This is a genomic window from Methylobacterium planeticum, assembly GCF_008806345.1.
In the GTDB taxonomy this organism is placed as follows: domain Bacteria; phylum Pseudomonadota; class Alphaproteobacteria; order Rhizobiales; family Beijerinckiaceae; genus Methylobacterium; species Methylobacterium planeticum.
Genome location: NZ_VZZJ01000058.1, coordinates 1 through 10,115, shown reverse-complemented (window position 1 = coordinate 10,115; position 10,115 = coordinate 1). Strand labels below are relative to the sequence as shown.

The following is a 10,115-nucleotide window of genomic DNA, read 5'->3' as shown; positions in this document are numbered from 1 at the left end:
CCCGGCTGAGTGTCGAGCCTACCTCGCCTCTGCTGGCTACGACGCAAACTGATCGGATGTCGCTCTAAGTGGTCAATGAGAGATAGGCCCCGCCAGCGCTGAGCACCGGGGAGGTCACCAGCGGGGCCGCGTCGGAGAGTGCCCGTGACCCGACGAAGGCACCCTGCTCCTGCGCAAGAATTTGAGCACTGTCTCAAGTGAAACGCGACCGCAAATAAGACGCCCCGCGCCGGAGGCTGCGGGGCAAGTCAACGGGATGCGCGAAAAGTGGCCCCGCCAGCGCTAACCGAGGGGGTGAAGGCTGATGCCGGCAGAGCCACGTTAGGTGGTGACAGCACCCAACGCCGTCACCCTGCCTCCTCCGAATGAGCCCGACACTGTCGCAGGTGAAACCGGGCTGGAAATAAGAGGCCCGCGCCGTGAGGCTGCGGGGCTGAGTGCACGGGTAGGATGGAAGCGGCCCCGCCAGCACCGCCCGCCGGAGGGAGAGGCAAGGTTCCAGCGAGGCCATGTCGGGGATCCCACCGCCGACGCCTTCGTGTCACACCCTGAATGTTGGAAGCCGATCATTGGTACGGTGCGCAGCGCACCAAGAAGCCCATCGCGGCTGACTCATCAGCCGGATCCTTAGATGATGTGCCAGACGTCTTGGACGCCGAGCGATAAGTGTTCCTGTGTCTCCTAACTCTCGGAGATGCCAAGGGCTACCTGCGCTCGCGAAGCCCCAAATGCCAACGCGTCCGTCCAGAATTGCAGGCCGGCGGCTTCTGACGCCTGGTCGAGCGCATTCTCGTAGAGGTCGCTCACGAACTGCGCATTCGTGAGCGGCGTTGTATGTAGCGCCTGATACTCAGGAGAGAAGAGGAAGGCTTGTGCGATTGCCACAGCAGGCGCCATTCTGAGCAGCAGTTGCCCAGTACACCAAGCCTTGGAGGTCCGGAGCCCGGTCGAGCAGTCCCTCGTAGAGGCGTGCCACCCCAGCGGTGTTCTCATCGACGACCGGGACAAAGGCGCCGTTGGCGACCGGCAGTGACGCATCAGCCGCCCTGGGGCAGAGTGGAGTCCTGGCCCGGCGCTACGTTCAGGCCGTGGATTTGAAACTCGCGACCGGCAATCCGCTGCTCCAGTTCCTGAAAGATCTGCGCCTGTGCGGGATCCGAGAGGTTGAACCGGTAGTCCTGATGGAAGCGCAGGTTGCCGCTGGCGTCGGCTGTCGGGTAGTCGGTATTGATCTCGATCCGATCGACGGCTCCCGAGCTATGGCCGGCGAGAAGAACCGGCCCAATGACGGGGGCGCCTTCCGGATCCTCGACCAAGCCGTCGTGGTTCGTGTCCAGGGTGAGGTTGGGTAGAAGCGATGGCTGCCCATTATCGAAACCGTGGATGTGCTGCGGGTGGATTTGCCCGGGCGTGAGGCCGCTCGCAACCACATCAAGGCTGACGGTACCGGTTTGCTGATTGATATGGATGATGGCCTCGCCGCTCACGCCCGAGTTGTTGGATGGGTTCAAGAGGGCGATGGCGGTCTCGGTGGCGTTTCCGACCACGGGGACGGCAGGGTTTTCCGGCGCGGCGGGCCCGCTGCCAGTTGGCGACAGCGAGTAGGGCGCCTGCAGGAACAGGAAGGACTGCACCTCCGAGATGGCGTAAGGCGTGAAGGCTTGTGCGTAGGCGTTGTAGTTCAACCCGGCTACCATGTGCACCTCCATCGAAGAGGGGAGGCATCTAGAACCACAAAGGCTCGCTGCGATATACTGAACAGCATCCAACACTTAGGCAAAATAACACTTGATATAAGTTAAGAAAAATTATTTTACATTGTTTCTACTGTGCTGGAATAATCATTCGGCGTTGCGCGGCCAAGTCGTTGAATAGCAAAGCTAGGGCTTCGAGTGAAAAAGCCCGCCTCGGCGAACCGGGCGGGCTGGACATTTCAATCACGTCACCAGCCACCCAGCTGGTCGGATCTCCTCAATCAGGCGACGCCGTAGTCGAGCAGGATGCCGTTCTGCAATTGATGATCCGTCTGATTATGATTCTCCGGGCTCTCCGAGAAGCCAATTAGCACTGACGCACGATCCTGTGCATGCGTCGCGAGCTGGTTGTTCCAATAGGCGAACCCAACTGCGTCGGGCTGCCGATGGAGCGTGTTTTGGTAGAGAGCCGTGACGTACTGCTGGTCGGTCAGATTGGCTCCATACTTTTGTTGGAATTCCGGAGAAGTGATGAAGCTTTGAGCGTCATCGTGTAGGCTCACGCCGTTGTCGAGCCAGGATACGTGGAACTTGAGACCAGCTGGCTCAGGTCCTCGATCCAGGGCAGCCTGATAGAGACGAAAGGCTTGGCCTGCATGGCCGTTGAAGTCGAGGGCGAGGACCTTACTGTCGGAAAAGTGAATGCGTTCGACATTCACCATGTAGTCGATCTCGCCGGTGAATTTGTCCTGCAAGGCAAACACGCCGTTTTTCGAGGCCGCGTTGTACTGACTGAGAGATCCTCCGACCACAAAGGTGTCGATGCCTGATCCGCCGTCGACGATGTCGTTGCCGGCGTTGCCGAAAATTACATCGTAGCCGCCAAGGCTCTTGATGGTATCATTGCCACCCGTGCCTTGGATCGTATCGGATCCTTCCGTGCCGGTGATGACCTGTCCAGGCGTACCAGGGTTCGACGGGATTATGCCGCCGCCGCCAGGGCTCGTCGTTCCACCACCGGTACCGCCTCCTGTTCCTCCGCCTGTACTGCCTCCAGTGAGAAGCCCGGCAAGGTCGCTGACGGTGCCGAGTAGCGCATCGACTGTATCTGGAACGAGGCCGCCACCGTTGCCCGTTGTTCCCCCGCCCAGCAGACCCACGAGCAAGCCACCGTTCCCACCCGTGAAGCCAGTGCCAAGATCGATCCCAAGATCAATTATAGGGGACATTGGAGTGACTGCTGTCGTTCCGACGGTGCCGTTAATCGCGATAACGGAAGTTGTACCACCTGCACCGATACCGATGTTGGCTAAGCTGCCGAGGTCCAAGTTCAGGATAGTCCCGCCTGACGCAGATCCGCTATCAGCGCCAATTAAACCGCCGCCCAAGATACTACCAACAGTGGTGCCGAGTCCGCCGAGAAGCGATGCCATTTTCTACCCCTGGGTTGTGGTGTGGCCCGGGCAATCGATATTCCCAGGCTGGTACACAACCATAAGTCGCAAGGCGGTGTGACGGAATGGGACTGCCGATGATTAATCGGCGTTTACTTAATGAATCAACATCGGATTTACGCAACCGCAGATTGAATTCGGCATATTTGCGTAATTTGACCATCACTTAAGTCTTCAAGAAAAGAAAGCCTGAGCCAGAGTAGAGTTCAGGCGAGCGGAGTGTAGGTCTCATACGGTGCAACAGGCCGAATGCGGCACGGTTCAACCCCACCGCTCCCGCAATACCACCGCGACCGCGAGCCCGATGATGATGTCGCCGAGGAGCGCCATGCCGAGGTGGCTGGGGGTAATCAATCCTCGGCGCCTGCGTAGGAGTTCCGCGGCGGCTCGGGCGGCTCGCTGGAGTGGAACAGCGCGTTCGTAGTGAACCAATCGCTGATGTAGGGCCGGGCCCGATCGAGATACGGGCTGATGTCCGGCTTGCCGGCGACGAGGCCGAGCACGGACAGGATCGCGAAGCCGAGGCCGACGCCCATGGCGATGCGGTTGCGGCGAGGCACCACTCCGTCGAGGGCGCCGGGCGTCGCCGTATGGAGCACCGCCGCCGTCACCGAGAGCAGGATCGCCGGAGCCCAGATCTCGGCGTTGACGAACCACGATTGCATGCCCGAGAGCCGGGACCGGATCGCGAAGGCCGACTGCAGGATCTGGCTGAGGAACGAGAGCCAGATGCCGAGGATCAGGTAGTCCGATCGGGCCGGCTCTCTCTTGCGGAATGCCAGCCAAGCGTCATGCCCGTAGACGTACAGGACGACCCCATGCGAGGTGCAGGCGATGCAGCGGACAGCGATGATCATGTCCGCGTTCGGCACGAAGAAGTTGATGAGCAGGTAGCCAACCACAAGCACGATCAGGCACAGGTAGATGTTGCCGCGAATGCGATCGGGCGTATTGCTGTTGTAGATCATAGGCCTCGATGCTCTTGCCTGGCGCGTTCGATCGCGCGCTCGTCCGTCCCGCGCAGCATGTCCTCGACGAGGCTCCGGACTTCGCTGGTGTGCACCGGCTTGTTCGCGGCCTTCTCCTCCAGGATGTCGGTGCGGCGACGGATCTGCCGCCGGATCGTCGTCAGCCGCGCCCGGCTGTCGTCCGTGACCTCGACCACAGAGCGGGCGGCTTCCTTGGTCTCCGCTGGGCATGACGCGCCTGCTCGAGTGCAGCGTCGAGCCGGGCCGAGGTGTCGGTCGCGCTGCAGGACGGGATCAACCAGGACATGATGCGCCTCCATTTCATGGGGCGCCCCCGTCACGGTCGCGATCTCTGCCGCGGCCCGTCCAGTCCATCAATCGGCGCGCGATGGCGTCGAGGGCCGAGGCGATGTTGCCGAGACTGTGGCGTGCCTCGGTCGCCGCCTTGTCGACCTGACGCGAGAGTTCGCCGATGGCCTGGCCGCGCGCCTCCAGCACGAGGCGGATGCCCTGCAGCGCCTCCTTCACAGCCTCGGTCTCATCCCGGGCACCCTCGATGGCCGTGATCAGCTTCTCGCGATCGGCGAGGGTGACGGCGTTGCAGGCCTTCAGGTCGTTGTAGAGTCCGCGAGCGACCCAGCATGCGCCGAGGAACAGCAGGATGAAGACGATGCAGGTCGCGCCGAGGACGCCCTGGTTGAGGTAGACGCCTGCCGCGTCAGCAGCGGCCTTCTCTGCGGGGCCCACCGGTCACCGCGCACCGAACAACGAACCGAGCAGGCCGCCCAGCCGCGGCCCATCGGGCGCCATCGCCACCGGCGGGCTCGGCGCCGGGTCGGGCTCACCGTTGTGCAGGCCGGTCCGCTCCGCCACCACGCGCGCCTTGACGATGCCCTGGGCGGCGAGCGCGTTGTAGACGTTGAGCAGGATGATCAGGACCGGGGCGACCCACGGGGGCAGGACACCGAGGATCAGGCTCGCGGGGAACGGCAGGCCGTCCAGATTGCCCTGCCAGTTCGTGGCGAGGTACTGGAAGATGCCCATCGCACCCAGCACGATCTGCCAGACCGAGGACCACGTTACCCGGCTGCCCTGGATCGCGATGACGGAGCCCTGAGCCCGCAAATCCGCCGCGGTGGTGGCAGCGCGGGCCGGATCAATCCGGCGCCTGTTCGCGTCGTCGTCGAGCGCGGCCTTCGACTGCGGCCCCCAGTGCCCGTCCGGCGCGATGCCGGCCTGGGTCTGCAGCGCGATCAGGGCGCCGGAGGTCGAGGGGTCCCAGATCCCGTCGATCTTGCCGACGCTGTAGTCGCCGAGGTCGCGCAGGCGCTTCTGGATCGCCTCGATCTCGTAGCGAGCGACTTCTCGGCCCAGGTGCTGGCGGTGACGGACATGCGGTCGCTCTTCGGTTTGGCGGGGGTCACGGGGGCCGAGCTGTCCATCTTCACGGGCGCGCGGTCGCTGCTGCGAGCCTTCGGCAGGCTGGTGCTGTAGGGGGTCAGGAACCGGTCGCGCTCGGCGGTGCGGCGCGCGACGATCTCCGGCGGCTTCTTCCAGGCCATGATCGCCTCGGCGCAGCCCGCGCGGTCGCCGGCGTTCAGGCGCTTGACGAAGGTCGAGCGGGCGAAGGCGCCCTGGCCGATGTTGAAGCAGATCGAGACCAGCGCGTCGCGCTCGTGGTCGGCGAGCGGCACCTTCACGGCCTGATCGACGGCCGCCTCGAACTTCACGAGGTCGCGTCCGAAGATCTCCAGCACCTCGGCCTCGCTGATGGTGAGGCCGGCCGACACCGCGGGCGCGCCCGCCGCCGAGGTGTGCCCGCCGCCGATGGTCCAGACGCCGACGCTGTCCTTGTAGGCGCGGGTTTTCAGCGCCTCGCGTCCGACGAGCGCGGCGCGGCCGATGACGGTGAGGGCCATGGGTTCTCTCGATGTCAGGAGGTGCGCGGCGACCGGCCGGCTCGGGTGTTCACGTCAAGCCGCGCGGTGCGGCGACCTACAAGTCGCTGACGGCCGCCAAGTGTTGATGCAAATTAAGGAGCCGTCCCGAGGTCTTTTTCATCCCTAGTGCAGTAACGCGGACGGAGGATTCACGCACACGGTGAGACGTGCGAGTCTGGGCCATGGCTCAGACGGTATGCGTGCTCCTCGATGCGAGCAACGCGGCACGGCTGGCTGCGATCGCCAGCGATCGCTCCCGTCCGCTCGAGCACACCCAGCGTGCCTGCATCGTTCTGCTCTCGGCCGAGCGCTTGAGCGTCCAGGACGTCGCCAGGCGGGCGGGCGTCAGCCGTCCGGCTGTGTGGCGCTGGCAGCGGCGCTATGCCGAGGCGGGCGTCGAAGGGCTGTTGCGCGACAAGACGCGACCGCCCGGGACACCACCCCATTCGACCGAGACGGTGGCCGAGGTGCTGGCGCTGACCTGCTCGGAGCCACCGGGCGAGGTCACGCACTGGACCGGCCGTGCCGTGGCCCGCGCGGTCGGGATCCCGTTACGTGCCGTACAACCGACGTGCCAGACCTTTCGTCTGGACCAAGCCCGCCACCGACATCCTCGCCGCCGTCAGCCGATCCCCTGAACCATCCGTCTGAGTCAGTGCACTAGGGCAGACGGTCGGCTGGCGAGCTGGCCTCCATTTAGCCTTTATGGAGGCCGGCTCGTTCATCGCCCTGCGAACTCGCAGAGCCCCAACGCTGCCGCGATCAGCCCGAGGAACATCGCGATCTGCGCAGTGACGGCGCCCGCGTCGCGTTCGCCATCCGTCTGTCCGCGCAGAGCCAGAAGCCCGCCACCGACGAGCAGGATCAGCGCGAAGGCTGCGCAGGCGAGAGCCGGGAGGTCGCGCCCTCCGCCTCTCGTCGGCTGCAATGGACAGGATGCCGGCGACGACCGGGCTGGCGTCGAAGATCGGCTCCAAGTCTGAGACGATGTAGGTCCGACAGCTATAGTCGGTCGGCAGCAGCGTCAGGATCGGCGCCGGTTCGTTCGCGACGTAGCTCGCCGTGGCCCCTGTCAGAAGCGTGGTGTAGCCGACGCGGGCCGCCTTGCGTACGGTGACGCGCTCGAGGATCGGGTCGCTGATCGCATCGGCGATCTCGCGCTGGAATGGGCAGAGCCGAACCGGGCCCGGGCGCGCCGCGACCTCGGGCGGCAGTTGAACGTGGCGCTCGATCCACTGTGACAGGGGCAGGCGCGGCGGCGGGACCAGCCGGGCCCGAGCGGCCCGGGCGGTTCGATCAAGCAGGTTGGACATCGGCCGCTGCCGTCATGGCGTCTCGCACGATCCGATCAATCACCGACAGGTCGTGCTTCGACAGGTGCGAGAGCTCGAAGGCGCACTCTCCCGGGATGGCGAGCAACCGCGCCCGCATCTGCACGACCTCGTCGGCCCACCGCCGCTCGGCCTCGTCCGCTGAGATGAGCCGGCCCTGCTCCCTGGCGTAGGCCTGATCGCGCTGCCAGGTCTGGACGACCTTCTCGGCCGTGCGGGCATGGTTGAAGGTCAACTCGCCTTCGACGACCACGCCCTCGGCTCGGAGGATCTCACGCACCCTTGTGGTGGCGAGTTCAGCCTCGACCGCGGCCTGAGCCTGGATCTCCGGCGCCGCAACGGGTGCGTGCGCACCCTGCGTACCTGTGCGCACGGCGGTACGCGCCGGGTCCATGCCCCTGATCCAGGCCTCACGAACAGCCTCAGGATCTAGCGTTCCGTCAGGCTGCGCGGTGATGCGGCCGGACTTGATGGCCTTCCGGATCGCCGCCTCGGACACCCCGATGATCTCAGCGCATTCACGCCGGCTGACGCCCGCTGCGAACCTCGAAAATCAGACCTGCAGAGGGTCGAAAGTCGGGAGCGACTCTGCCCGCAGAGGGTGGGGGTGCCCGGGGAGAACCCGCGAGTTCCATTCGTTGCTGAACTATCACGCCACCTGCCGGTCTCCCGGCCCGTCGAGGGGCGGCAGGCTCACGCCGTCGGCCTCCAGCTTCTCGCGCATTGCCCGACGCAGGTACTCGGAGGTCGAGGTCCGGGTCTGTCGAGCGGCGGCGCTGATAGCGGTGGCGATGCCTCGCTCGGCCCGGAAGCGGACCATCTCGGGGAAGGTCATCGAGCGGACGGTGAGTGGCACGGTTCGGCCCTCGGATCAGGAGATCAGGTGCTATGACCGTGCCCGAAGTGAATTGTTCGGAGCTACGTCACCACTTCCGCGGCGAGCAGCAGATGCTCAACTATCCTTCTGGCGGCGTGTCGGTGGGCGATCCATCTCGACGGAATTGGAAAGGAGCGTAGCCTGCCTCTTGCCCAAACTGGGGCTTGGGAGGATAAAAATGTCCAGCAACTGGAAAGCAGATAAGGAAGATCTAGACTGGAGTCTTAACAAAGGCGAAGATGTAAAGGGCCGAGATGAATTAAAGGAAGCGTTCGCCAAAAGCGACGCAAAGTTCATTGATGCCGCCGGACAAGCCTACAAATTGGGCCAGCGTGATGGGCATAAGCAGGCCAATTTCTCAAGGTGCGCGCACCAAGATCTTAACCGTCTCTACAACATGGGCAGATAGCTGATAAACCTTAAGTCGATCTGACAAAAACTATCGACTTGTGCGCCAATTGTATACTATTTGTCTCAGCATTTGCGCCGAAGCATACTTTTTTATTTCACTAGGCTGCGTCATCTCGCGTGTCCTTCTGCTCTGTAGGAGGGCACGAGATCGCTCAACCTTTCGGCGGCGAAGTAGCTGGCCACCGCGGGGCTGCGCCGATTGCCAGCGAGGTAGGCACGGAGTGCCGCTGCATCGCCATTCAGGACCATGGCCAGCGCGACCTTGGACACGAGCCATGGACCACCGGCGACATGCCGGCCGATGTTGTGATCCCGGCACCACATCCGAATCGTGCGCTCGGTGCGTTTGGCCCGTTCGGTAGCCGCGGCCGTGGTCAGGCCCTCGCGGCGGTCGAAGGGGACGAGGCAGTGCGGCTTCTCGGGCATGGATCCACCTCGATCGACCGTAGTAGCCAGATCCTAACCATGCCGGCATCCGACCGGCTGGAACAACGGCCCGTCGAAGCAACTGGTAACCACGACGCGCGAAACCTCGGATCAACAGGCGTGTTTGGCCTGAGACAGCAAGGAGGAAGCTCACATGTCGATGGGAACGATCGAGCTTGGATACGTGAACCGCAACGACCAGATGGTGCTGCGTAAGACCGATGAGCCGGGCACGGATCATCTGCAGAAAGCCTACGTGCTGCGGTGCCTGGAGTGCGAGCACGAGTACGGCGCGAACGGGGCCGACATTCACTTGCGCCGCTGCCCCGCCTGCGACACCGGCCGGCCGGGCCTGCCCTACGCGGCGTGAACCATACGTCGTGCCACTGGTTGGGGTGCGACCCTGACGAAGCGGAGCAGCACCATGCGAACCACAATCGCTCTCGCGGCAGCCCTCGGCCTTGTGCTGGCCGGGCCTGCTCTCGCTGAGACGCTCGCGCCCACGGGGGGCGCTGGCAACACCGGAGTGAAGGCGCCACCGGGAACCGGCAGCGTCGGACCCGATGCGCGTGACCTCGGCCCTATCCCCATCACGTCCGGCAACATGGCCAACCCGAGCAACTCCTCGGTGCCTGGCACAACGCCCGACGTGAACATCGGCGGTACGGCGACCGGCGGTCCGCCCGGCACCGGCGGCACTTCGGGCGGTCCCTCGCTGGATCGGTAGGTCGGCCATCGTCCCTGGCACCAGAGGAGGTAGGTTGAATCCGTTCTTCCGCTTTCTCTTCCGTTCGAGCGAAAACGTGTGCGAGTAGACCGAACAAAGCGCAACATGCGGTAGCGTTGTCACCTGAGTGACGGTGCCCCATCACTGCAGCGCCTCCCGCTGCACATACCGGCGCGTACTGCCGCGGCACGCTTTCCGTCCTGGAATGCTCTCGGTGTGCTAGTGCAGCGACGCTGTCAGAGGATTCACGAGGCGGGTGATGCATGCGAGTCTGGGCAATGGCCCAG

The 10,115-nt window shown here is 64.2% G+C and carries 15 protein-coding genes and 1 pseudogene; 3 read left to right on the top strand and 13 right to left on the bottom strand.

Going from position 1 to position 10,115, the window contains the following annotated elements; genetic code table 11:
• Window positions 1–681: 681 nt before the first annotated feature.
• From F6X51_RS29165 to F6X51_RS27210, 9 genes are all read right to left on the bottom strand, one after another.
• Window positions 682–897: a DUF4214 domain-containing protein gene (locus F6X51_RS29165; RefSeq protein ID WP_407658693.1), complete on the bottom strand. Its 216-nt coding sequence runs from the start codon at window positions 895–897 to the stop codon at window positions 682–684.
• Complete coding sequence (locus F6X51_RS29160; RefSeq protein WP_191970303.1) at window positions 851–976, bottom strand: DUF4214 domain-containing protein; 126 nt, start codon at window positions 974–976, stop codon at window positions 851–853. Before F6X51_RS29160 ends, F6X51_RS29165 begins: the two co-directional genes overlap by 47 nt.
• Before the next feature lie 61 nt (window positions 977–1,037).
• Window positions 1,038–1,697: a CHRD domain-containing protein gene (locus F6X51_RS27240; protein ID WP_150967167.1), complete on the bottom strand. Its 660-nt coding sequence runs from the start codon at window positions 1,695–1,697 to the stop codon at window positions 1,038–1,040.
• Window positions 1,698–1,975: 278 nt separating this feature from the next.
• Window positions 1,976–3,127 (bottom strand): DUF4214 domain-containing protein, encoded by a 1,152-nt coding sequence (locus F6X51_RS27235; RefSeq protein WP_150967164.1) that lies wholly within the window; start codon window positions 3,125–3,127, stop codon window positions 1,976–1,978.
• Window positions 3,128–3,498: 371 nt separating this feature from the next.
• The gene (locus tag F6X51_RS27230; RefSeq protein WP_150967162.1) at window positions 3,499–4,116 is read right to left on the bottom strand and encodes a hypothetical protein; all 618 of its coding nucleotides are present in this window, start codon (window positions 4,114–4,116) and stop codon (window positions 3,499–3,501) included.
• Window positions 4,113–4,313 (bottom strand): hypothetical protein, encoded by a 201-nt coding sequence (locus F6X51_RS27225; RefSeq protein ID WP_150967160.1) that lies wholly within the window; start codon window positions 4,311–4,313, stop codon window positions 4,113–4,115. Before F6X51_RS27225 ends, F6X51_RS27230 begins: the two co-directional genes overlap by 4 nt.
• A 124-nt stretch (window positions 4,314–4,437) precedes the next feature.
• Window positions 4,438–4,863 (bottom strand): hypothetical protein, encoded by a 426-nt coding sequence (locus F6X51_RS27220; RefSeq protein ID WP_150967158.1) that lies wholly within the window; start codon window positions 4,861–4,863, stop codon window positions 4,438–4,440.
• 3 nt (window positions 4,864–4,866) lie between these two features.
• Window positions 4,867–5,409, bottom strand: a complete 543-nt coding sequence (locus F6X51_RS28295) for a peptidoglycan-binding domain-containing protein (protein ID WP_407658694.1) — start codon at window positions 5,407–5,409, stop codon at window positions 4,867–4,869.
• Window positions 5,370–6,035 carry a lysozyme gene (locus F6X51_RS27210; RefSeq protein ID WP_150967156.1) on the bottom strand — a complete coding sequence of 222 codons (666 nt, stop codon included), beginning with the start codon at window positions 6,033–6,035 and terminating at the stop codon, window positions 5,370–5,372. The genes F6X51_RS28295 and F6X51_RS27210 overlap by 40 nt, the downstream gene beginning before the upstream one ends.
• A gap of 203 nt (window positions 6,036–6,238) precedes the next feature.
• Here F6X51_RS27210 and F6X51_RS27205 point away from each other — a divergent pair.
• Window positions 6,239–6,676 (top strand): annotated as a pseudogene (locus F6X51_RS27205) (helix-turn-helix domain-containing protein); the annotation flags it as partial.
• Here the strand turns inward: F6X51_RS27205 and F6X51_RS27200 are convergent.
• From F6X51_RS27200 to F6X51_RS27190, 3 genes are all read right to left on the bottom strand, one after another.
• On the bottom strand, window positions 6,608–7,369 hold the full coding sequence (locus tag F6X51_RS27200; protein WP_150967154.1) for a phage terminase large subunit family protein: 762 nt from the start codon (window positions 7,367–7,369) through the stop codon (window positions 6,608–6,610). The pseudogene F6X51_RS27205 and the gene F6X51_RS27200 sit on opposite strands and share 69 nt — an antisense overlap.
• The gene (locus tag F6X51_RS27195; RefSeq protein WP_150967152.1) at window positions 7,353–7,886 is read right to left on the bottom strand and encodes a hypothetical protein; all 534 of its coding nucleotides are present in this window, start codon (window positions 7,884–7,886) and stop codon (window positions 7,353–7,355) included. The genes F6X51_RS27200 and F6X51_RS27195 overlap by 17 nt, the downstream gene beginning before the upstream one ends.
• A 150-nt stretch (window positions 7,887–8,036) precedes the next feature.
• Entirely contained in the window at window positions 8,037–8,243 is a 207-nt protein-coding gene (locus F6X51_RS27190; protein WP_150967150.1) for a hypothetical protein, read from the bottom strand.
• Window positions 8,244–8,442: 199 nt separating this feature from the next.
• On the opposite strand from F6X51_RS27190, the gene F6X51_RS27185 reads away from it, so the two are divergent.
• Complete coding sequence (locus F6X51_RS27185) at window positions 8,443–8,673, top strand: hypothetical protein (protein WP_150967148.1); 231 nt, start codon at window positions 8,443–8,445, stop codon at window positions 8,671–8,673.
• 110 nt (window positions 8,674–8,783) lie between these two features.
• Here F6X51_RS27185 and F6X51_RS27180 read toward each other — a convergent pair whose 3' ends face one another.
• Window positions 8,784–9,101 carry a hypothetical protein gene (locus F6X51_RS27180; RefSeq protein ID WP_150967146.1) on the bottom strand — a complete coding sequence of 106 codons (318 nt, stop codon included), beginning with the start codon at window positions 9,099–9,101 and terminating at the stop codon, window positions 8,784–8,786.
• A gap of 154 nt (window positions 9,102–9,255) precedes the next feature.
• On the opposite strand from F6X51_RS27180, the gene F6X51_RS27175 reads away from it, so the two are divergent.
• Window positions 9,256–9,471: a hypothetical protein gene (locus F6X51_RS27175; protein WP_150967144.1), complete on the top strand. Its 216-nt coding sequence runs from the start codon at window positions 9,256–9,258 to the stop codon at window positions 9,469–9,471.
• Window positions 9,472–10,115 lie beyond the last annotated feature (644 nt).

Bases quoted from the DNA above. Each gene is read 5' to 3' on its own strand.
- F6X51_RS27235 (WP_150967164.1), bottom strand. From the start codon at position 3,127: ATGGCATCGCTTCTCGGCGGACTCGGCACCACTGTTGGTAGTATCTTG.
- F6X51_RS27180 (WP_150967146.1), bottom strand. From the start codon at position 9,101: ATGCCCGAGAAGCCGCACTGCCTCGTCCCCTTCGACCGCCGCGAGGGC.
- F6X51_RS27175 (WP_150967144.1), top strand. From the start codon at position 9,256: ATGTCGATGGGAACGATCGAGCTTGGATACGTGAACCGCAACGACCAG.
- F6X51_RS27210 (WP_150967156.1), bottom strand. From the start codon at position 6,035: ATGGCCCTCACCGTCATCGGCCGCGCCGCGCTCGTCGGACGCGAGGCG.
- F6X51_RS27230 (WP_150967162.1), bottom strand. From the start codon at position 4,116: ATGATCTACAACAGCAATACGCCCGATCGCATTCGCGGCAACATCTAC.
- F6X51_RS27240 (WP_150967167.1), bottom strand. From the start codon at position 1,697: ATGGTAGCCGGGTTGAACTACAACGCCTACGCACAAGCCTTCACGCCT.
- F6X51_RS29165 (WP_407658693.1), bottom strand. From the start codon at position 897: ATGGCGCCTGCTGTGGCAATCGCACAAGCCTTCCTCTTCTCTCCTGAG.
- F6X51_RS27185 (WP_150967148.1), top strand. From the start codon at position 8,443: ATGTCCAGCAACTGGAAAGCAGATAAGGAAGATCTAGACTGGAGTCTT.
- F6X51_RS27200 (WP_150967154.1), bottom strand. From the start codon at position 7,369: ATGTCCAACCTGCTTGATCGAACCGCCCGGGCCGCTCGGGCCCGGCTG.